This is a genomic window from Streptococcus oralis, from assembly GCF_023110435.1.
Classification (GTDB): Bacteria; Bacillota; Bacilli; order Lactobacillales; family Streptococcaceae; genus Streptococcus; species Streptococcus oralis_CF.
In genome coordinates, this window is sequence record NZ_JALDWB010000004.1 from 38,890 (window position 1) to 59,583 (window position 20,694).

The 20,694-nt window shown below is 42.7% G+C and carries 19 protein-coding genes and 1 pseudogene; 9 read left to right on the forward strand and 11 right to left on the reverse strand.

From position 1 onward, the window contains the following. Window positions 1-1,299, forward strand: coding sequence for an adenylosuccinate lyase (gene purB, locus M1F97_RS06605; RefSeq protein ID WP_247944597.1), 1,299 nt, complete (start codon window positions 1-3; stop codon window positions 1,297-1,299). A gap of 57 nt (window positions 1,300-1,356) precedes the next feature. Here the strand turns inward: purB and strH are convergent, their stop codons facing one another. Together strH and M1F97_RS06615 are read right to left on the reverse strand one after the other, a co-directional pair. Continuing rightward, window positions 1,357-5,367, reverse strand: a complete 4,011-nt coding sequence (gene strH, locus M1F97_RS06610) for a family 20 glycosylhydrolase (RefSeq protein ID WP_247944598.1) — start codon at window positions 5,365-5,367, stop codon at window positions 1,357-1,359. Between the two features lie 299 nt (window positions 5,368-5,666). Further along, the gene (locus M1F97_RS06615) at window positions 5,667-6,383 is read right to left on the reverse strand and encodes a GntR family transcriptional regulator (RefSeq protein ID WP_001007187.1); all 717 of its coding nucleotides are present in this window, start codon (window positions 6,381-6,383) and stop codon (window positions 5,667-5,669) included. 316 nt (window positions 6,384-6,699) lie between these two features. On the opposite strand from M1F97_RS06615, the gene M1F97_RS06620 reads away from it, so the two are divergent. The 8 genes from M1F97_RS06620 to M1F97_RS06655 all read left to right on the forward strand — a co-directional run bounded on the left by M1F97_RS06620 (window position 6,700) and on the right by M1F97_RS06655 (window position 14,800). After that, window positions 6,700-8,487, forward strand: a complete 1,788-nt coding sequence (locus M1F97_RS06620; protein WP_247944599.1) for a glycoside hydrolase family 35 protein — start codon at window positions 6,700-6,702, stop codon at window positions 8,485-8,487. Then, on the forward strand, window positions 8,484-8,960 hold the full coding sequence (locus tag M1F97_RS06625; RefSeq protein WP_000156959.1) for a PTS sugar transporter subunit IIB: 477 nt from the start codon (window positions 8,484-8,486) through the stop codon (window positions 8,958-8,960). The genes M1F97_RS06620 and M1F97_RS06625 overlap by 4 nt, the downstream gene beginning before the upstream one ends. A 26-nt stretch (window positions 8,961-8,986) precedes the next feature. Beyond that, the gene (locus M1F97_RS06630) at window positions 8,987-9,892 is read left to right on the forward strand and encodes a PTS mannose/fructose/sorbose/N-acetylgalactosamine transporter subunit IIC (RefSeq protein WP_084851753.1); all 906 of its coding nucleotides are present in this window, start codon (window positions 8,987-8,989) and stop codon (window positions 9,890-9,892) included. Then, entirely contained in the window at window positions 9,879-10,700 is an 822-nt protein-coding gene (locus M1F97_RS06635; protein WP_000185284.1) for a PTS system mannose/fructose/sorbose family transporter subunit IID, read from the forward strand. Before M1F97_RS06630 ends, M1F97_RS06635 begins: the two co-directional genes overlap by 14 nt. A gap of 3 nt (window positions 10,701-10,703) precedes the next feature. Continuing rightward, window positions 10,704-11,108, forward strand: a complete 405-nt coding sequence (locus tag M1F97_RS06640) for a PTS sugar transporter subunit IIA (protein ID WP_000045703.1) — start codon at window positions 10,704-10,706, stop codon at window positions 11,106-11,108. A 334-nt stretch (window positions 11,109-11,442) separates the two neighbouring features. Further along, window positions 11,443-12,609: an SIS domain-containing protein gene (locus M1F97_RS06645; RefSeq protein WP_247944600.1), complete on the forward strand. Its 1,167-nt coding sequence runs from the start codon at window positions 11,443-11,445 to the stop codon at window positions 12,607-12,609. Window positions 12,610-12,619: 10 nt separating this feature from the next. After that, on the forward strand, window positions 12,620-13,615 hold the full coding sequence (gene lacD, locus M1F97_RS06650; RefSeq protein ID WP_247944601.1) for a tagatose-bisphosphate aldolase: 996 nt from the start codon (window positions 12,620-12,622) through the stop codon (window positions 13,613-13,615). A 147-nt stretch (window positions 13,616-13,762) separates the two neighbouring features. Continuing rightward, a complete protein-coding gene (locus tag M1F97_RS06655) occupies window positions 13,763-14,800 on the forward strand; it encodes an aldose epimerase family protein (protein WP_247944602.1) in 1,038 nt (345 codons plus the stop codon). Window positions 14,801-14,878: 78 nt separating this feature from the next. Here the strand turns inward: M1F97_RS06655 and M1F97_RS06660 are convergent, their stop codons facing one another. The 9 genes and pseudogenes from M1F97_RS06660 to M1F97_RS06700 all read right to left on the reverse strand — a co-directional run bounded on the left by M1F97_RS06660 (window position 14,879) and on the right by M1F97_RS06700 (window position 20,678). After that, window positions 14,879-15,436 (reverse strand): SMI1/KNR4 family protein, encoded by a 558-nt coding sequence (locus M1F97_RS06660; protein WP_131200661.1) that lies wholly within the window; start codon window positions 15,434-15,436, stop codon window positions 14,879-14,881. Window positions 15,437-15,448: 12 nt separating this feature from the next. Continuing rightward, window positions 15,449-16,171: a DUF4241 domain-containing protein gene (locus M1F97_RS06665; RefSeq protein WP_247944603.1), complete on the reverse strand. Its 723-nt coding sequence runs from the start codon at window positions 16,169-16,171 to the stop codon at window positions 15,449-15,451. A gap of 95 nt (window positions 16,172-16,266) precedes the next feature. Further along, window positions 16,267-16,428, reverse strand: a pseudogene (locus tag M1F97_RS06670) (SMI1/KNR4 family protein); the annotation flags it as partial. 131 nt (window positions 16,429-16,559) lie between these two features. Continuing rightward, window positions 16,560-17,624 carry an ankyrin repeat domain-containing protein gene (locus tag M1F97_RS06675; RefSeq protein WP_247944604.1) on the reverse strand — a complete coding sequence of 355 codons (1,065 nt, stop codon included), beginning with the start codon at window positions 17,622-17,624 and terminating at the stop codon, window positions 16,560-16,562. 45 nt (window positions 17,625-17,669) lie between these two features. After that, a complete protein-coding gene (locus tag M1F97_RS06680; protein WP_247944605.1) occupies window positions 17,670-17,891 on the reverse strand; it encodes a hypothetical protein in 222 nt (73 codons plus the stop codon). A gap of 15 nt (window positions 17,892-17,906) precedes the next feature. Then, window positions 17,907-18,077: a hypothetical protein gene (locus M1F97_RS06685; RefSeq protein ID WP_247944606.1), complete on the reverse strand. Its 171-nt coding sequence runs from the start codon at window positions 18,075-18,077 to the stop codon at window positions 17,907-17,909. Window positions 18,078-18,128: 51 nt separating this feature from the next. Further along, a complete protein-coding gene (locus tag M1F97_RS06690; RefSeq protein WP_247944607.1) occupies window positions 18,129-19,361 on the reverse strand; it encodes a sensor histidine kinase in 1,233 nt (410 codons plus the stop codon). Continuing rightward, complete coding sequence (locus M1F97_RS06695) at window positions 19,362-20,036, reverse strand: response regulator transcription factor (RefSeq protein WP_084947478.1); 675 nt, start codon at window positions 20,034-20,036, stop codon at window positions 19,362-19,364. Between the two features lie 9 nt (window positions 20,037-20,045). Then, complete coding sequence (locus tag M1F97_RS06700) at window positions 20,046-20,678, reverse strand: GTP pyrophosphokinase (protein WP_132972301.1); 633 nt, start codon at window positions 20,676-20,678, stop codon at window positions 20,046-20,048. Window positions 20,679-20,694 lie beyond the last annotated feature (16 nt).

The following is a 20,694-nucleotide window of genomic DNA, read 5'->3' on the forward strand; positions in this document are numbered from 1 at the left end:
ATGATCAACCGTTACTCTCGCCCTGAGATGGCGAACATTTGGAGTGAAGAAAATAAATACCGTGCTTGGCTTGAGGTGGAAATCTTGGCTGACGAGGCATGGGCTGAGTTGGGGGAAATCCCTAAGGAAGATGTGGCTTTGATTCGCGAAAAGGCGGACTTTGACATCGATCGTATTTTAGAGATTGAGCAGGAGACGCGCCACGATGTGGTTGCCTTCACACGTGCGGTTTCTGAGACGCTTGGTGAGGAGCGCAAGTGGGTCCACTATGGTTTGACTTCTACCGACGTGGTGGATACTGCCTACGGTTACCTCTACAAGCAGGCCAACGACATCATCCGTCGTGACCTTGAAAACTTCACTAACATCATCGCTGATAAGGCTAAGGAGCACAAGTTCACCATCATGATGGGGCGTACCCACGGTGTGCACGCTGAGCCAACAACTTTTGGTCTTAAATTGGCGACTTGGTACAGCGAAATGAAGCGCAACATAGAGCGTTTCGAGCATGCGGCTGCTGGTGTGGAAGCTGGTAAGATTTCTGGTGCGGTGGGTAACTTTGCCAACATCCCACCATTCGTTGAAAAATACGTCTGCGATAAATTGGGTATCCGTGCTCAAGAAATCTCTACACAGGTCCTTCCTCGTGACCTCCACGCTGAGTATTTTGCAGTTCTTGCCAGCATCGCGACTTCCATCGAGCGCATGGCAACTGAGATCCGTGGTCTACAAAAATCTGAGCAACGCGAAGTGGAAGAATTCTTTGCCAAAGGCCAAAAAGGTTCATCGGCTATGCCTCACAAACGCAACCCAATCGGTTCTGAGAACATGACAGGTCTTGCGCGTGTCATCCGTGGCCACATGGTGACGGCCTATGAAAACGTTGCTCTCTGGCACGAACGTGACATCTCTCACTCGTCAGCTGAGCGAATCATCACACCAGATACGACTATTTTGATCGACTACATGCTCAACCGTTTTGGAAATATCGTCAAGAACTTGACGGTCTTCCCAGAAAACATGATTCGCAACATGAACTCTACGTTCGGTCTTATCTTTAGTCAACGTGCTATGTTGACCTTGATTGAAAAAGGCATGACCCGTGAGCAAGCTTACGACCTTGTTCAACCAAAAACAGCATACTCTTGGGACAATCAAGTAGACTTTAAACCGCTTCTCGAAGCAGATCCAGAAGTAACCTCACGTCTGACTCAAGAGGAGATCGACGAAATCTTCAACCCTCTTTACTACACCAAACGAGTGGATGATATCTTTGAACGTATCGGACTTGGTGATTAATCATAAAATAAAAAAGCGAGATTCAATCTCGCTTTTTCGTATTCTCTTAGAAGAATCTTAGTCTTCTTTTCTCTTAGTCAGTCCGTAGGCTGCTAGAGTCGCCATGAGGCCTGCTGCGACCAAGCCTGCAGAATCTTGACTTCCTGTTGCAGGGAGTTGTTTTTCATCTGCTTTGGCAGTAGTTGGTGCAGTTTGCTCAGCTTTCTCAACGGCAGTGCCGACTTCAACAACTTGAGTGACCGATTCCTGTGTTACCACGCTATTGACAAGTGTTCTTTCTTCTTTTCCATCAGCAGTAGTGCTCACAGAGTAGAAGGCAGTACGGTGGCCATTGGCTCCTTTAGTAACAACTTGTGTTTGTCCTTTTGGTAATTGAGGATTTTCACGTGTCACAGTAGTGAATGGAATTTCTTCCTCTTGGATATCCAGTCTTGGTTTTGTTTCTGCGGCTGGAGCAAGACCGTGTTCGTCTCCTACATGGGTTACAAGGGTTCCGACTTCAATAACTTGGGTCACTGCTTCTTGGGTCACAAGGCTATCTACAAGAGTTTTCACTTCCTTACCGTCAGCACTAGTGCTCACAGAGTAGTAATGACTGCGACGACCGTTAGCGCCTTTAGTAACGACTTGAGTCTTCCCTTTGAGTAAGAGTGGATTTTCACGTGTCACAGTAGTGAACGGAATCTCTTCTTCTTGGATATCCAGTCTTGGTTTCGCTTCGGCAGCTGGAGCAAGGCCACTTTCATCCCCTTTGTGGGTAATAGGGGCTCCGATTTCAACCACTTGTGTCACAGGCCCTTTGGTTACTTGGCTATCTAGAACGGTTTCTGTTTGTTTACCATTTTCACTAAGGACAGAGATGTAATGAGTGCGTTCGCCATCTACACCTGGTGTGACAATCTTTTCTTGCTTAGCCGGGAGGTTCGGATTTTCTTTTTTGATAATCTCAAAAGGAATCTTTTCTGCTCTTGTGATGAGTTCAGGTTTGGTTTCAACGTTGGCAGCTAGTTCGTTTTCATCGAGGCTTCCTGAGTGAGTTGCTGCTGGTTTGAGGCCTAGGCGGGCTGCCTTGAGTTTGGCTACGAGAGCGTCTAACTCGGCTTGTTTGCTACGGTTGAGGTTGTAGTTGAGAGTCTCTTTAGCTGCATTTAGGGCGTCCAAGCTTTCCTTGCTGTATCCATCCAAGTTTGCAGGGATTTGAGCAAGCTCCTCGCGGAGTGCGTTGTAGTTAGCGCGGAAGTAGTCTTTGTTATGATCTGCAAAAGCAGTCATGAGTTCAAAGATTTCTTCTTCCTTGTATTCTGCACTTGGTCTATCTGCCCAGATAGCAAGCATACTACCAATAGTAGGAAGGTCAACTTCAGGGTATTTAGTTGATGCTAGTTGATTAAATGGAGTTTTCTCGGTATTTTCGAGAGCTTTTTTGAGGAAGCCACCACCATCTTCTGGTTTTTGACCGAGAATGTAGTACCAGTCTCCGTTGGTATTAAGGAATTTATAGCCTTTACTTGCAAGGTACTGAGGAGATGCAAGGTTGTAGCCCCACCATCCTTTAGACCAGTAAGAGATGATGACATCCTTGTCAAACTCAACATCGTCCTTGTCCTCGTAGTAGAAACCATCGTTGAAGGCCATTGGTTGAAGGCCTCTTTCTTTGGCCATGGCAGCAAGAGTGTTAGCATATTCAGCAAACTTGCCATAGAGTCCATACCATTTGAGGTAGTACCAGCCTTGGGCGTTGGTAGCATCATTGGCATATTCGTCTGTACCGTAGTTGAAGATCTTAGTCTTGCCTGCAAAGAAGTCCATGTACTTGCCGATGAGGGCTTTGACAAAGTTCATCGCCTCTTCGTTTTCGAGGTCCATGGTTGTTTTGGAGACTTTATCAAAATTAGCTTGAGGGTTTGCGATACCTAATTTTTCCATAGCGACGAGCATGGCATCCATGTGACCTGGGCTGTTGATCGCTGGGATGAGTCCAATCCCTTTTGATTTTCCGTACTCGATCAATTCAGTGATTTCAGCCTGGCTAAGAGTGGTTCCGTTTGGATCGTCGTAGTAAGCTTTTGTTCCTTCGGTGATGGCCTTTTTGACATCATCACTTGCATAAGTTTTTCCGTTAGCTGTGATATTCATGTCATCAAGTAGGAAGCGAAGTCCGTCATTTCCTAGGAGGAGATGCACATCAGAATATCCAAGTTCACTAGCTTTATCAATGATACGTTTGAGTTGCTCAGCTGAGAAGTACTTACGTCCAGCATCGATTGAGATTACCTTGTTCTTGGCAAGTTTTTCAACTTCGCGTTTCGCGTCTTCTTCTTTTTGAGCTTCTGGTGTGAAGGTCAAATTGCTAACAGCTTCTTGGAGTTTTGCGATTGCTTGATCAATGGTGTCTTGTTGGGCACGGCTGAGGTTGCTATCAAGTGAGCGAATGGCTTTTTCAGCTTCTTTGACAGCTGCGACACTTTCTGCAGTATAGCGGTTAAGGTCTGTTGGTACTTCTTTCAGAGCTTGCTCAGCAGACTCATAGTCGGCAGCGAAGTACTCAGCATTGGCATTTGCGAAGCTACGCATGAGTTTGAAGAGGCGTGATGGTGAATAGCGTGCAGATGGTTCATCCGCCCAAGCAGCCACCATACCACCGATGAATGGAATGTCAGCTCCTTCAGATTTTGGTACAGAAGTGATTGGAGTGTTCTTGATTCCATTGAGCCCTTGGTCGAGGTTGTACCAGCCTTGGCCATCCGCATTTCGTCCGAGAACATAGTACCAAGCATCGTTGGTATTAAGAATTTGGTGGCCTTTTTCAACTAGAAGTTTAGAAGAAGCGACGTCGTATCCGCCCCATCCACCAGTCCACATTGAAACGATGATGTCTTTGTCAAAGGTACCAAAGCTAGTATCACTATTGTAGTAGATTCCATCGTTGAAGGCCATTGGTTTGAGGCCGTGAGATTTGACGATACGAGCAAGGTCATTAGCATAAGCGATAAATTTATCATAACCCTTGTCAGGGAATCCATCTTCTGGATACCATTTATAGGCTTGAAGAACGCTCCAGCCTTTGGCGTTTGTAGCATCGTTGGCATACTCGTCGAGTCCGATGTTAAAGATGTCAGATTTGCCAGCGAAGTAAGCAGCATACTTGTCAATCAGAGCCTTGGTAAATGCAACTGCTTCTTTGTTATCAAGGTCAACGGTACGAGCAGATTCCTTATCAAAGTAGGTAAAGTTTGGCTTCTCAATACCAAGTTCTTTCATGGCATTGAGAATGGCATCCATGTGGCCAGGGCTGTTTACAGTTGGGATGAGACCAATGCCTTTGTTTTTAGCATAGTTGATCAAGTCCGTCATTTGGCTCTCTGTTAAGTGGTTGCCATTTGGATCCTTGTAGTAGGCATCTGTTCCTTTTTCGAGTGCACGTTTGACATCATCACTGGCATAGGTTTTGCCATTGGCTTTGATCGTCATGTCGTCCAACATAAAACGCATGCCATCATTTCCAACTAGTAAATGAAGGTCAGTATAACCGTAGTGTTTGGCTTTGTCGATGATTTCTTTGAGTTGCTCAGGTGAGAAGTACTTGCGTCCAGCATCGATTGAGATCATTTTTCTTTTCGCCAGTTTTTCATTTACCTGACTTGCTCGTTCAACGCTCGGAGCCGTTGTTGCAGGTGTTGATGGATCATTTTTCTTTTCTTCGTCAATTTTTACTGGTTCTGAGTTTTCTTCTGAAGCAGGAATAGTTTTTTCATTGACTGGAGTCTCGTCAGCTTTCTCTGCAACTGCTGGGGATTCAGTTTTTTCGGTTGTTGGAGCGAGTGTAGCTGAAGCTTCTTTTGTCTCCTCGGTTTTTGCTTCAACTCTTTCTTCAAGCTTGCTTTCAGTCGATGTTTCAGCAGCCAGTGGTTCTCCCTGAGCGGTTTGAGCCACGCTTGGATTTTCTGGTGTTGGAGTGACGCTGTCGGCAGATACGGCTTGAGTGCCGAAAGTAAATCCTATGAGCACAGAAGCTGCTCCAATCGCGTACTTACGAATGGAGAAGCGCTGTTTCTTTTCTAGTTTCATGATAAAACCTCCCTGTTATTATATTGTATGATAGCGTTTACACAAAACTGTTTTTATTTTATTATCTAAGATATAAAAAGTCAAGTGGCTTTATGAAAGAACTATAATAAATGGAGGAAATCATAAGATTTAGGAAAAAATTGTCAAAAAACTAAAAACAAGGAAAATCTAGCCAATATTTAACTTGTTTTTAGTAAAAGCACTACTAATTAAAGAATTACCCTTCGTCATATGTTCATACTAAATGGTGCATGCTATAATGAACATAGAAAAAGCCTGAGCTAGGCTCAAGCTTTTTCTTAATGACCTCGATCACACGAGATGAATTTGATTTTGTAGTAGTCAGCTCGTTTATAAGTTTCACTATAGGCAAGGACTTGGCCAGTGGCCTCAAGTTTTGTAGTCTTCGTTTGGAAGACAGTTGGAAATTGTGTATCAATTCCCAGCGTAGAAGCAGCATGCTCGGGTGTTGGGAATGCGATTTCGTTGATTTCCTCAAAATGCTCATCAGTCATGTGAATGCGGTAATCCAATTTGAAACGTTTATAGATAGAACTATAATAGTCAAGATTTGGATAGTTGGCGTTGATATATTGTTCGGGAATATAAGAAGTGTGGTAGATATAGGTCACACCGTTAGTTTGACGTGTCCGTTCGATCTTGTAGTAGAACTGGTCTCCACGCAAACCAAGTTTTTCCAAATATTCAAGCTTATTTCCACGTTCGATAGAAAGGACAGTTACCTTATCGTCCTTTGTTTCAAAAATTTCCACATCTGAAAACTCAACGAGTTTGTGCTTACGAGCGCGTGAAACAAAAGTTCCTTTTCCTTGCTGGCGGACAATATAGCCATCTTTGGCAAGGTCGTTCAAGGCACGAACAACTGTGATAGAACTGACATCATACATCGCGATCAACTCTGCTTCAGTATAAAATTTGTCTCCACTCGCAAATTGACCTGAGATGATTTTATTCTTGAGTTCGTCTTTAATATATTGGTATTTTGGAATAGCCATAATTGCACCTCAATTTTTTTCTTTCTCCTCCTTTGATTTTACCACAAACACAAAGAAAATAGTAGCATTTAGATGAAAAAATAACATAATACATTAAAAATATTATTTTGCACATATATAAAGGCTCCGTCGAAACAGAGGTCGTGTAAAAGCCTTCATTTCATGCTATTTTTTAGATAATTTTGGTAAAAAAGAAGTAAAAAAATAGAAAAATTTTAAAGAATTTTCTAAAACCTATTGACAAATGCACAAGATTTGATTATAGTTAATATTATAATAAATGAAAGCGCAAACTTGATAAGTCAGAGGTAATAACATGACAAGATTTAAAATTGAGGACGATTTCTATTTAGACGAAAAACCGTTCAAGATTTTGTCCGGCGCCATTCATTATTTTAGGATTCCAGCAGAGGATTGGTATCATTCTCTCTATAACTTAAAGGCGCTTGGCTTTAATACAGTCGAGACTTATGTGGCTTGGAATTTACACGAGCCTGTTGAGGGAAAATTTAATTTTGAAGGTGCTCTAGATTTGGAGAAATTTCTCCAAATAGCACAGGAATTGGGACTTTATGCTATTGTACGTCCTTCGCCATTTATCTGTGCCGAGTGGGAGTTCGGTGGCTTACCAGCTTGGCTCTTGACCAAGCCCATGCGAATCCGTTCGTCCGATCCAGCCTACATCGAGGCTGTTGCTCGCTATTATGACCAATTATTGCCAAGGCTTGTGCCTCGCTTGTTGGATAATGGCGGAAACATTCTCATGATGCAAGTTGAAAACGAGTATGGCTCATATGGTGAGGATAAGTCTTATCTACGAGCGATTCGGAAATTGATGGAAGACCGAGGGATTGATTGCCCACTCTTTACTTCAGACGGCCCATGGAGGGCTACTTTGAAAGCCGGAACCTTGATCGAAGACGACCTCTTTGTGACAGGGAACTTCGGTTCTAAAGCTCCGTACAACTTTTCACAGATGCAGGAATTCTTTGATGAGTATGGCAAAAAATGGCCTCTCATGTGTATGGAATTCTGGGATGGCTGGTTTAACCGTTGGAAAGAACCTATCATCACACGTGATCCGAAAGAATTGGCAGAAGCTGTTCGAGAGGTGTTAAAGCTAGGCTCCATCAACCTTTATATGTTCCATGGTGGAACAAACTTTGGTTTCATGAATGGTTGCTCGGCTCGAGGGACTCTGGATTTGCCACAAGTTACATCTTACGATTATGATGCCCTTCTCGATGAAGAAGGAAATCCAACTGCTAAATACCTAGCAGTCAAGAAGATGATGGCAACACACTTCCCAGAGTATCCACAGTTGGCCCCACTCTACAAGGAAAGCATGGAGATAGAGGCCATTCCACTAGTCGAAAAAGTTTCCTTGTTTGAAACCCTGGATAGTCTGGCAAGTCCAACTGAGAGCCTCTATCCAAAAGCGATGGAAGAACTTGGTCAAAGTTATGGCTACCTTCTCTATCGTACTGAAGCAAGTTGGGATGCAGAAGAGGAACGTATCCGTATCATCGATGGACGTGACCGAGCTCAACTCTTTGTAGATGGTCAATGGATTGCCACTCAATACCAGACAGAAATTGGTGAGGATATCTATTGTCAGGGAAATCGAGAAGGTTTTTCAGAGATTGACATCTTGGTCGAAAATATGGGGCGTGTCAACTACGGACACAAGTTCTTAGCAGATACGCAACATAAAGGAATTCGTACAGGTATCTGTAAAGATCTACACTTCATGTTAAATTGGAAACAATATCCACTGCCACTGGATAATCCTGAGAAAATTGATTTTTCAAAAGGATGGACAGAAGGACAACCAGCCTTTTACGCTTTCGACTTCACCGTTGAAGAGCCTAAGGATACCTACTTAGATTTATCTGAGTTTGGTAAGGGAGTTGCCTTTGTCAACGGGCGTCATCTAGGACGTTTCTGGAATGTCGGCCCGACCCTCTCACTTTATATCCCTCATAGCTATCTCAAGGAAGGTGCTAACCGCATCATCATCTTTGAAACTGAAGGCGAATATAAAGAAGAGATTCATTTAACTCGTAAACCTACACTAAAACACATAAAGGGGGAAAATTTATGACAATTGTAGGATGCCGTATCGATGGACGTTTGATCCACGGTCAAGTAGCCAATCTTTGGGCAGGGAAACTAAACGTTTCGCGCATTATGGTTGTAGACGATGAAGTCGTTAACAACGATATTGAAAAGAGTGGTTTGAAACTTGCTACACCACCAGGTGTGAAACTCAGTATCTTGCCAATTGAGAAAGCAGCGGCAAATATCCTTGCTGGTAAATACGATAGCCAACGTCTCTTTATCGTTGCACGTAAACCAGACCGTTTCCTTGGTTTGGTCGAAGCAGGTGTACCGCTTGAAACACTCAACGTTGGTAATATGTCTCAAACACCAGAAACTCGCTCTATCACACGTTCTATCAACGTGGTAGATAAGGATGTGGAAGATTTCCACAAACTAGCAGAAAAAGGTGTTAAACTCACTGCTCAAATGGTTCCAAATGATCCAGTTTCAGACTTTTTGAGCTTATTAAAATAGGAAAAAATTTTTAGGAGGTCATTGTTATGATACAATGGTGGCAAATTTTACTTCTCACTTTGTACTCAGCTTATCAAATCTGTGATGAGTTGACAATCGTTTCATCTGCAGGTTCCCCTGTATTCGCTGGTTTTATTACTGGTTTGATTATGGGAGATGTGACAACTGGTTTGTTTATCGGTGGTAGCTTGCAGTTGTTCGTTCTTGGGGTTGGTACCTTTGGTGGTGCTTCTCGTATCGACGCAACTTCTGGTGCGGTTCTTGCAACAGCATTCTCTATCTCTCAAGGTATTGATACAGATCTTGCGATCACAACAATCGCTGTACCAGTAGCAGCACTTTTGACATACTTCGACGTTCTTGGACGTATGACAACTACTTTCTTTGCACACCGTATTGATGCTGCAATCGAACGCTTTGACTACAAAGGTATCGAGCGCAACTACCTACTTGGTGCAGTGCCTTGGGCTCTTTCTCGTGCCCTTCCAGTATTCTTCGCTCTTGCTTTTGGTGGTGCTTTCGTACAATCAGTAGTAGACCTAGTTAAAGAATATCAATGGGTTGCAGACGGTTTGACACTTGCAGGTCGTATGCTTCCAGGTCTTGGATTCGCAATCTTGCTTCGTTACCTTCCAGTTAAACGTAACCTTCACTACCTTGCAATGGGATTCGGTTTGACAGCTATGTTGACTGTTCTTTACTCATATGTAACAGGTCTTGGTGGAGCTGTTGCGGGTATCCTTGGTACTCTTCCTGCTGATGTTGCTGAAAAGATTGGCTTTGCTAATAACTTCAAAGGTTTATCTATGATTGGTGTTTCTATCGTAGGTATCTTCCTTGCAGTTGTTCACTTTAAGAACAGCCAAAAAGTAGCTGTAGCAGCACCTTCTACACCATCAGAAAGTGGGGAAATTGAAGATGACGAATTCTAATTACAAACTTACAAAAGAAGATTTTAATCAAATTAACAAACGTAGCTTGTTCACTTTCCAATTAGGTTGGAACTACGAACGTATGCAAGCTTCTGGTTACCTTTACATGATCTTGCCTCAATTGCGTAAAATGTATGGGGATGGAACTCCTGAATTGAAAGAAATGATGAAAGTTCATACTCAATTCTTCAATACTTCACCATTCTTCCACACAATTATCGCTGGTTTTGACCTTGCCATGGAAGAAAAAGATGGTGTGGGTTCAAAAGATGCCGTTAACGGTATCAAGACAGGTTTGATGGGACCATTCGCTCCTCTTGGAGATACAATCTTTGGTTCACTTGTACCTGCTATCATGGGCTCTATCGCAGCAACTATGGCTATCGCTGGCCAACCATGGGGCATCTTCCTTTGGATCGCAGTTGCAGTTGCTTATGACATCTTCCGTTGGAAACAATTGGAATTTGCCTACAAAGAAGGGGTTAACCTTATCAACAACATGCAAAGTACTTTGACAGCTTTGATTGACGCTGCATCTGTACTTGGTGTCTTCATGATGGGTGCTCTTGTAGCAACAATGATCAACTTTGACATTTCTTACAAATTGCCAATCGGTGAAAAGATGATTGACTTCCAAGACATCTTGAACTCAATCTTCCCACGTTTGCTCCCAGCAATCTTTACTGCCTTTATCTTCTGGTTGCTTGGTAAGAAAGGTATGAACTCTACTAAAGCGATCGGTATCATTATCGTTCTTGCAGTAGGTCTTTCATTCATCGGTAAATTCTTGCTTGGAATGGGCGCATAATTTATGAGTAAATCATTAATTTTGGTGAGTCATGGTCGTTTCTGTGAAGAACTTAAAGGTAGCACAGAAATGATCATGGGTCCACAGGACAACATTCGTGCAGTGGCTCTTCTTCCAGAAGATGGCCCAGAAGAATTTACTGCAAAATTTGAAGCTGCTATCGAAGGATTGGATGATTTCCTAGTCTTTGCGGACCTTCTCGGTGGTACACCATGTAACGTGGTAAGCCGTTTGATCATGGAAGGTCGCGACATTGAACTCTACGCAGGGATGAATCTTCCAATGGTGATTGAATTTATCAATGCCAGCCTTACAGGTGCAGATGCGGATTATAAGAGCCGTGCTGCAGAAAGCATTGTGAAAGTCAATGATTTGTTAGCTGGCTTCGATGATGACGAAGATGAATAATATTCTTCAAAAATCAAATTCAAACCACGTCAGCGTCGCCTTGCCGTACTTAAGTACAGCCTGTGGCTAGCTTCCTAGTTTGCTCTTTGATTTTCATTGAGTATACGATGTGACAACGTAAAAATCACAGGGAAAATAGGCGATTGGAGGATGGAGCGATGCTCCGACGATAATCGGTCTTTTTCCCCAAGATTTTAGTTGGAACTCAATTCAATAAGATGTGACAACGTGAAAATCGTTAGAACAGCTTGTATAGAATATACATGGGAATGGGAGTCACTCCCATTCCCATATTTTCAATAGGAATGAAACAACAATAGATTAGAGGAACTCTATGCTAAATTACACAAAAGAAGAATTACTTGAACTGGGTGCAGAAATCACGACTCGTGAGATCTACCAACAGCCTGATGTATGGAAAGAAGCTTTTGAAGCCTATCAAGCGAAACGTGAAGAAATTGCAGCCTTTCTGCAAGGTATCGCTGATAAACATGCCTATATCAAGGTCATCTTGACAGGTGCGGGTACTTCCGCTTATGTGGGAGATACCTTGGTACCATACTTTAAGGAAGTCTATGACGAACGCAAATGGAATTTCAATGCCATTGCGACAACTGATATTGTTGCCAATCCAGAAACTTATTTGAAAAAAGATGTGGCGACTGTTCTTGTATCTTTTGCTCGTAGTGGGAACTCACCTGAAAGTGTGGCGACGGTTGATTTGGCTAAAGCCTTGGTGGATGATCTCTATCAAGTGACGATTACTTGTGCAGCGGACGGTAAATTAGCTCTTCAAGCTCATGGCGATGACCGCAATCTTTTGCTCTTGCAACCAGCTGCTTCCAACGATGCTGGATTTGCCATGACTTCTAGCTTTACGTCTATGATGTTGACAGCTCTCTTAGTCTTTGATCCTACAGAATTTGCTGTGAAAGCTGAACGTTTTGAAGTTGTGACTAGCCTTGCGCGTAAAGTTCTAGATAATGCAGAAGATGTCAGAGAGTTGGTTGATCTTGACTTTAACCGTGTCATCTATCTGGGTGCAGGCCCTTTCTTCGGCCTTGCTCATGAAGCTCAGTTGAAGATTTTGGAATTAACAGCTGGTCAAGTTGCGACCATGTATGAAAGCCCAGTCGGCTTCCGTCACGGTCCAAAATCTCTTATCAATGAAGATACCGTTGTTTTGATTTTTGGTACAACGACAGACTACACTCGCAAGTACGACTTGGACTTGGTTCGCGAGGTGGCTGGTGATCAGATTGCTCGTCGTGTTGTGCTTTTGAGTGATCAAGCCTTTGGTCTTGAAAATGTCAAAGAAGTGGCTCTTGGCTGTGGTGGAGTTTTGAACGATATTTACCGTGTCTTCCCTTACATCGTTTATGCCCAACTCTTTGCCCTTTTGACTTCACTCAAGGTAAAAAATAAACCAGATACACCGTCTCCTACAGGTACAGTAAACCGTGTGGTACAAGGTGTGATCATTCATGACTATCAAAAATAAGGAAGTGTCTATGAGTAAATTACAATTAAGTTCCAATAAAGTAGCCTGCCTGCAAAAACTTTCAGATGAAAATGGCATTATCTCAGCTCTTGCCTTTGACCAACGTGGCGCTTTGAAACGCCTCATGGCTCAATACCAAACGGAAGAACCAACAGTTGCTCAAATGGAAGAACTTAAAGTCTTGGTTGCAGATGAATTGACCAAATACGCATCATCTATGCTTCTTGACCCTGAGTATGGTCTTCCAGCTACAAAAGCGCTTGATCCAAATGCTGGTCTTCTCCTAGCTTATGAGAAAACTGGCTACGACACAACTAGCACCAAACGCTTACCAGACTGTTTGGATGTTTGGTCTGCCAAACGCATCAAGGAACAAGGTGCAGATGCTGTTAAATTCTTGCTTTATTACGATGTAGACAGTTCTGACGAACTCAACCAAGAAAAACAAGCCTACATCGAACGCATCGGTTCTGAATGTGTGGCGGAAGATATTCCATTCTTCCTTGAAATCCTCGCTTACGATGAAAAAATCGCTGACGCAGGTTCTGCAGAATACGCAAAAGTAAAACCACACAAGGTTATCGGTGCCATGAAAGTCTTCTCAGACCCACGCTTCAACATCGATGTTTTGAAAGTGGAAGTTCCAGTCAACGTCAAATACGTTGAAGGCTTTGGCGATGGTGAAATCGTTCATACTCGCGAAGAAGCAGCAGCCTTCTTCAAAGCACAAGATGAGGCAACGAACTTGCCATACATCTACTTGAGTGCGGGAGTATCAGCTAAACTCTTCCAAGAAACACTTGTCTTTGCCCACGAATCAGGCGCAAACTTCAACGGAGTTCTTTGCGGCCGTGCAACCTGGGCTGGATCAGTTGAAGCTTACATCAAAGACGGTGAAGCAGCAGCTCGCGAATGGCTACGTACAACAGGTTTTGAGAACATTGACGAACTTAACAAAGTTCTCCAAACCACAGCGACTTCATGGACTGAACGTGTAGAAGCATAAAAATAAGAATAGAAGAATCCCCTTTTGTTAAGAAGACACTCAGGGTTTTGTGACAAAGGATTCTGAAAATAGAAACTACAACCATAGATGGTGAATACACTTTCTATGGTTTGTTTACTTAAGAGAAATGGATCAAAGGAGAGAAGAATGAAAGCATACACAGAGCGTGTATTTGGAAATCACGAGGGCAAGGATGTCTTGGCCTATCGCTTTGAGACTGACGGCGGCTACCAGCTTGAAGTCATGACTTATGGTGCGACTATTTTGCGTTATGTCACACCTGACAAGGCTGGTAATTTTGCCAATGTTATCTTGGGCTTTGATGACTTTGCTAGCTATATAGGCAATAGTCCCAAGCATGGAGCAAGTGTAGGTCCTGTAGCGGGCCGTATTGCAGGTGCAACATTTGAGCTCAATGGCCAGACCTATAATCTTGAAGTCAACAACGCTAGCAACTGTAACCACGGTGGTTCAACAGGTTGGGATTCGAGCTTGTTTGAACTGGTCGAAGTGAGCGACAACGGTTTAACACTCTATACAGAGCGTACAGATGGAACAGGAGGCTTCCCTGGAAATCTTAAGATTTGGATCAGCTACCACTTGGAAGAGAATGGCGCCTACGAAGTCAGCTATAAGGTGACGACAGATCAGGATACGCTTGTCAATCCAACTAATCACAGCTACTTCAACTTGTCTGGTGATTTCACGCAGACAGTTGACCGCCATGTCTTTCAACTGAACACAGAGGGCATTTACCCAATCGCTCCAGACGGTGTTCCAGCAAAGACTCCAGATGCTGATCGTGATGTGGTGAAACACATCTACAATGGTGCTTTATTGAAGGACATCTTTGCAGAGGATGATGAGCAAATCCAGTTGGTATCTGGTTTGGATCACCCATTTGCTCTTCCTGCAGGTCATGACAATGCTGGTTTCCTTTATGACCAAAATTCAGGTCGTTTCCTGCTTTTCAAGACAGAAGCTCCTTGCTTTGTGGTCTACACTGCAAACTTTGTGGATGAGAGTGTCATTATCGGCGGCCAGCCAATGGTGCAACACAATGGGATTGCCCTTGAAGCGCAGGCTTTACCAGATGCCATTCACAGTGACCTCAAAGACCAAGTCATTCTCAAAGCAGGTGAAACTTTTACCAGCAAAACTCGCTACGAGCTTGTTGTCAAATAAAAAGAAGAGCTGGTTTCCAGCTCTTTTGAGTTTCGTGCTATTGTGATGACATTAGATATAACTTTACTAGCCCAAGGCTTATTTTCCTTTTTTCTGGGTCTCAATTCTCTCTAGCATTTTGTTTTTACGCTCTTCCAGTTCTTGGATTTGCTTGAGCAAAAGATCTGAAAAGTCACTATCAAGCTCTTCAGCCTCTCCACCACTATACCAATCTAAGGCGACAATGTGATTATTTTTATCAAAGCAGAAAATCACATCTCCATCACCGATGATAGACAGAAAAGGGATATAATTTACAAAACCTAGTTCATGCAATTCTTTGGTCTTCAGTCGAATGTCTAGAAAATCAGGTATCTCATTTGCAATGCCGTAAACCTTAATACCACGGCAAAATGTCCAAAATGGGGCGACATCAAATGCTTTGGCTCTTGGCCACAGTTCCTCCCTAACTTCCATATAGAGTCCGCCTAGGGGTGACATGGTAAATTCTCTAAAGTCGTCTGGAAGACTGATTTGATACAGTTTTTCAAAATCTTCTATATCCTGTTCGGAGGGTTCATTTCCCATGCAGGCTACAACTTGGTAGGTTTTAGAATCATAATGATGAAAATAATCATAGACTTTTTCTAGTGACATTGCTATTCCTCTCTATTCTAGGTAAATATATTCGACAACTAAATCACAAAGCTGATTATCCTTATCATAGCCAAAGTACACAGGATAGACACCATCTCCAAAACCTGATTGGATCATCGGAATGCTTAGGTCAATGTTGGGGATTTTAAAATTAATCCAATCCCCACCCTCACGTTGATAAAGGGGATTGTCTATGGCATTTTGAGCAAAAACTGCTGCAAAGAAATCGTCGTAGATATTTTTGTCAGGATTTTCTTTATACCAACTCTCTTCAAAATCGCAGTAGGCATTCTTGGTGTCAACGTCCACTATCGTTGCCAGACCTGCGTCAACTGCAAATCCAAAATAAGAGTCTTTTTCAACAGTGTCTATATCTTCATCACCAGTCAGTGCTTCATAGTAGATGACTGGCACTTGATCTGTAAATTGGATTCTCGTTGCTACATACCTGTAATGGTCTTCTTCTATCTTGGCTACTAAAGTTTTTAGTCTATATGTTCCTTTGGGAACAGATTGTAAGTAAGGCTTTTCCTCTCTACGGAGCCAGACCAAAGGATCTCGGACCAGAATTTCTCCACTAGGAAAAGTCACTTCCCCCATATCCAAAACAAAAACTTCCATGTCCTGTATTTCTTTCCTATCAAAATAGTCTGCATAATTGATAGACGAAGTGAGCAGGTGTTTTATTTCTTGGTATTTCTGTAACCACTCTTGTGAAGTTTGTATTTTTTCCATAAACAGCTCCTTTCTAAATCTTTTATTTTAGGTTGGTACTTTCTGAGTTAGAGAATTGTGTACTCATTATCATTTTTCCTACAAATGCATTCATTCTATGCTTTTATTTCCCTAATGATCGAAAAAATTAGGTCTTTAAGATTTTCTGCCACATACACAACTTCATCAGGATCATGGATATAGCCGATAATCTGCCCTTCTTTTCCCTCTGTATTCGGATCAAAATCCAGCATCAGGAAACAGCTGTCACAATACTCCATCCCTTTGAAAATACTCATCTAGTGCGGGTATATTCCCCTTTATAATATCACCTACAATTTGTGGAACAGATTCAAAATTTCCTATATCTTTTAATTTGACCATTTTAGGTCTCCTACAGATTATGTACTCATCTGTTATAATTTATTTCCCCTAAAGGAAGCGGATCAGGATTTAAGCTTACCCAGAGAACCGAAAGTTCACACAAACGTTCAGTTATAGTATCTTCATCACTGCCTTTTGCACGGATGCTGGAAATCAGTTCCTTAGTTTCTTCCAGTTCTTCTTCGGAAAGCGGTGTACCTGAAGCGAAATGATTTGGCAGGGCTTTAAGCATGTTCCGGTAGTCTTTATCCCAGTTGACACCGCCATTTCTATAGAGCTCATCCTGTACGCGCCCTGTTATACGGATCACTTCGCCTTGTACAGTTTTCGCTGGCCCGTTTGAAGGAATGAGTAAATCCCAAAGCTCGTTATACTGCTCCTTCCAAGAACCTTTTTCTACAATAATAGGAGAAACTCCGTCATGTATCTTACGTTTCGGAGCAGGCCTTACATCAAACAGTGCATAGAGTCTCTCAAGCCCTGCTTCTGTTTCAGTCAAGTAATCTTTATTAAAGTTTTCTCTGTGAAATTCAAAATCCTTACCGATTAGTTCGACTCTTTCTGCCATATCAGGAGTTACCTTAGCGCCCGCCTTTATGAGCATTTCTGCAATTTCTGCTGCCTGTGCAATATTAATATTCCTGCAAGTAGCAAGGGTTTCGGCTAGTGGAGTTCGCCCCATAACATTTTTTGCATTAGCATCTGCACCTTTTTCAATCAAAAAACTGACTATCTTAGGGCGGAAAAATCCTGCTGCCGTATGCAGTGGTGTACTTCCATATGTATCAGGTTTTTGTATATCTCCGCCTAATTCAAAAAGTAGTTTCACAGTATCCCTACCCAGCGTGGCATGCTTATATAATGGCGTCCGCCCATAATAATCAAGAGTATTAACATCTAACCCCTGTTCCACTAGCCAGATAACAAACTCATCAGGAACACCTCCAAAATGAAGTGCCGTATTTAAACTGTATCTGCCGTCATGAGCAGTAAGCTCACATTTATCATATACGGCTTTAAGAACTTCAATATCTCCTGCTGTAATCAGTTCATCAAAATTTTTAGGTAAGGTCACTCTTTTTTTGGCCATTGTTCTTCTCCTTTAATATAAAGCTAATATTTGCATTTTACATTTCTAAAGCCACTCAAGCCTATTAACATTTTTAAAAATCCTAGATCTTCCATCGTAGTCATTTTTTAACTCGATTTCTTTTTCCTTAACCGAAATGTTGTTGTACCAGTGGTCTAAGCTGGCATATTTTCCTGTATGGATATTGATAAGCATGCTTGTTATCGGATCCCAAGTGCCTTTCTGTACGGTTTCAGCAAGCATGTAATAGGCATCTAAAAATATCAAATTTCTCCCATAGATCTAAAATGGAAGCTGCATATCTAACAGTGGCAAGTTTGCAAAAAAAATTTCATCTCCATGCGGTGGAACGGTTTCATAATGAAATTCTATCTCACTCCCATAATATGCTATCGTTGCTCCTTCGCAACCGATGCTTTGAGGAGTACCCTCTTCAGCTACTAAAAATTCCATTGGCTTCTCCTTATGTTGTAATTGAATGAACTCCGACCAGACTCTCCACGTTTATAACCAGATGGTAAAGGTAATCACCTGTTTTTTGTAGCTGACAAATATTTTACCTCTAAATAGGCTGACGAGGTGCTGGGCCATGGAGAGACCAATGCCATACCCAGAGGTGGTTTGGTTATTGTGTGATGTTTCAGCGCGATAAAAGCGGTCAAAGAAGCGTTTAATATTGGCAGGCCGCCCGTCTTTGTAGTCGTTAGACACAGTGATACAGGTGCGCTTGCGTAGGAGATAGGCTTTGCGTTTGAGAGTTAGACGGATAGTGCCTGCTGGATCACAGTATTTGCGGGCATTGTCAAGAAGAATGCTAAGAAGCTCATAAAATTCCTCTTGGGCTACTTTTTCTATGATATCTGCTTCAATCAGACTTTCAAAGTTTTTATCTTCCTTTTTAAAGAGGGGAGCAAAATCTGTCGCAACTTTCTCAGCGATAAGCGAGATATTTTGCTGGGTTAGCTTGATGTCTTCTTGTTCTTCGAGACGAGCGAGACGAATGAGTCGCCCGATTAGGTGATTGAGCCGCTCGGTTTGTTCTTTGGTGCTGACGCTCCACTCGGTCTCCCCTTCCATGAGTTCCTGAAGCTCGGTATTGGCTGAGATGATAGCCAGTGGTGTTTTGAGTTCATGCCCTGCATTGGTGATAAACATTCGTTGCTTTTCATAGTTTTTGACGAAGGGACGGATAACAATCCCAGAAATCAAGGTAAAGAGCAGAGCAAGGAGAAATAGGCTAGCCAGTGATAACCAAATAGAGACTTGAAAGAGGGTGTCCCGTTCGCGAATGTAGTTGGTAGCTTCAAAGAAGACTAGGAGCTTACCCGAAGCTGTCTGACTAATCTGGTAGGTGAAGTGGCGCCCGTTGCGAGTAATCGTGCCATAGGTTTCCGGTTTTTTAAGAATTTTCTGGAGAAAACCTCTGACGTCTGCTTCGGTCAGTGATTGGACATTCCCTAGAGAAATAGTGTAGTCATTCCCCTTTTCTCTGACAGAGAAGTACTGAAAATTGTAGATAATCCCTTCCTGGATGTTCTTTTTGGTGAAATTTTCCTTGGTTTCATCTGTGATTGGGAGTTCGCCTTCATTTTTAGACAAGATGGAGAGGACGGTTTGGATATTATCCTCTGTCTGAGTATAGACGATGCTATTCATCAAGACCAGAAAGAAAGCAAGAATCAGAGCGATAGCAGCAGTGGCTGTGACAATAAACTTGATGCGTAGTTTTCGAAACATCTAGTCTCCTCCTATCAGTTGGAAAGGCCCTTCTGCAGATCCTAAGATTTGCAAGTTGGACTGAACGCTTTGGAGTTTTTGGCGGAGATAGGAAATATAGAGAAAAACGAGCTCGTAATCACTTTCTTCCAGCTCCTCTGGCCAGACTTGCTCTAGTAGTTGTTGACAACTGAGGGTCTGGTTAGCATGCTGAATGAGGAGGGTCAAGAGTTGAGTCTCCTTTTTCCCTAAACGAATGCTGTTTGTAGCAGCTAATTCTTGTTCGTCAATATCCAAGCGAGTATTTCCTAATTGGACCGTATCTGGGGTATAGTCCTCCAGACGGCGGGCAGTAGAACGGAGCCTAGCCAATAGTTCCTTGAGTGAGAAGGGCTTGGTCAAGTAGTCGTCGGCACCTGCATCGAGTCCGGTTACACGATCATCTACTTCAGCCATGGCTGTCAGCATGATGATGTGGGTCGTATTGCCCAACTGGCGGATTTCTTTGAGGGCTTCGATTCCAGTTTTAATTGGCATCATGATGTCAAAAATCATGAGGTGATAGTGGTTAGTTGTAGCTTTTTCGACAGCATCTTGTCCATTAAAAACAGAATCAACGCTATAGCCTTCGCGTTCTAAAGCAACAGTGATGACGCGATTTAGTTGAGTTTCATCTTCGGCAAGTAGGATTTTCATAGGTTCTCCTTAGTCTTGGTCAGATCGCTGAATCAAATCACGGATGGTCTGCATGGTCAAGTCGCATGAAGCAAGCTCATCGGCACAACGTTTGAGCTCGCGCGTGATTCGTTCAGGATTTTGGATGTTTTTCTTGTACTTCATCTGGTGCTCAAGGCTGGCCCAAGAGTCCATAGCAATCGTGCGTAGCTGGATCTCGATAAAGTAGGTACCTTGGGCATTTCCCAGGCAATCTGGATAGGGAGTGGTCACTTCGAGGATCAGATGATAGGAGCGGTAGCCATTGGGCTTGACCTGACGAATATAGTCCTTCTCCTTAAAAATCTGGATGGTGGGTATCTGACGAATATACTCTACGATGCGGTAGATATCATCTGTAAAGCCTGTGATGATACGAACGCCGATAGCATCTCGGATTTCTTTGAGAGCGGATTGACTCGTCTGAGGAAGGCCTTTGCGTTGGCATTTTTCACGCATACTTTTTTCTGTTTTGATGCGTGCATGCAAATGCTCATATAGTTTGAGGGAGGTTTCTTTTTTGTAATTAGCTGCGGCTTTTTCCATATCTTGAATAAAGGTCTGCAAGATAGTGGGTAAGTAGACTTCGCAAGGGCCATAGATAGAGTTCATAGGCTGGTCCATTCTAAGAATGACTCGT

What these genes read in the sequence shown, in the direction of transcription:
- purB (WP_247944597.1), top strand. Translation starts at nt 1, where the DNA reads ATGATCAACCGTTACTCTCGCCCTGAGATGGCGAACATTTGGAGTGAA.
- strH (WP_247944598.1), bottom strand. Translation starts at nt 5,367, where the DNA reads ATGAAACTAGAAAAGAAACAGCGCTTCTCCATTCGTAAGTACGCGATT.
- M1F97_RS06615 (WP_001007187.1), bottom strand. Translation starts at nt 6,383, where the DNA reads ATGGCTATTCCAAAATACCAATATATTAAAGACGAACTCAAGAATAAA.
- M1F97_RS06620 (WP_247944599.1), top strand. Translation starts at nt 6,700, where the DNA reads ATGACAAGATTTAAAATTGAGGACGATTTCTATTTAGACGAAAAACCG.
- M1F97_RS06625 (WP_000156959.1), top strand. Translation starts at nt 8,484, where the DNA reads ATGACAATTGTAGGATGCCGTATCGATGGACGTTTGATCCACGGTCAA.
- M1F97_RS06630 (WP_084851753.1), top strand. Translation starts at nt 8,987, where the DNA reads ATGATACAATGGTGGCAAATTTTACTTCTCACTTTGTACTCAGCTTAT.
- M1F97_RS06635 (WP_000185284.1), top strand. Translation starts at nt 9,879, where the DNA reads ATGACGAATTCTAATTACAAACTTACAAAAGAAGATTTTAATCAAATT.
- M1F97_RS06640 (WP_000045703.1), top strand. Translation starts at nt 10,704, where the DNA reads ATGAGTAAATCATTAATTTTGGTGAGTCATGGTCGTTTCTGTGAAGAA.
- M1F97_RS06645 (WP_247944600.1), top strand. Translation starts at nt 11,443, where the DNA reads ATGCTAAATTACACAAAAGAAGAATTACTTGAACTGGGTGCAGAAATC.
- lacD (WP_247944601.1), top strand. Translation starts at nt 12,620, where the DNA reads ATGAGTAAATTACAATTAAGTTCCAATAAAGTAGCCTGCCTGCAAAAA.
- M1F97_RS06655 (WP_247944602.1), top strand. Translation starts at nt 13,763, where the DNA reads ATGAAAGCATACACAGAGCGTGTATTTGGAAATCACGAGGGCAAGGAT.
- M1F97_RS06660 (WP_131200661.1), bottom strand. Translation starts at nt 15,436, where the DNA reads ATGTCACTAGAAAAAGTCTATGATTATTTTCATCATTATGATTCTAAA.
- M1F97_RS06665 (WP_247944603.1), bottom strand. Translation starts at nt 16,171, where the DNA reads ATGGAAAAAATACAAACTTCACAAGAGTGGTTACAGAAATACCAAGAA.
- M1F97_RS06675 (WP_247944604.1), bottom strand. Translation starts at nt 17,624, where the DNA reads ATGGCCAAAAAAAGAGTGACCTTACCTAAAAATTTTGATGAACTGATT.
- M1F97_RS06685 (WP_247944606.1), bottom strand. Translation starts at nt 18,077, where the DNA reads ATGGAATTTTTAGTAGCTGAAGAGGGTACTCCTCAAAGCATCGGTTGC.
- M1F97_RS06690 (WP_247944607.1), bottom strand. Translation starts at nt 19,361, where the DNA reads ATGTTTCGAAAACTACGCATCAAGTTTATTGTCACAGCCACTGCTGCT.
- M1F97_RS06695 (WP_084947478.1), bottom strand. Translation starts at nt 20,036, where the DNA reads ATGAAAATCCTACTTGCCGAAGATGAAACTCAACTAAATCGCGTCATC.
- M1F97_RS06700 (WP_132972301.1), bottom strand. Translation starts at nt 20,678, where the DNA reads ATGGACCAGCCTATGAACTCTATCTATGGCCCTTGCGAAGTCTACTTA.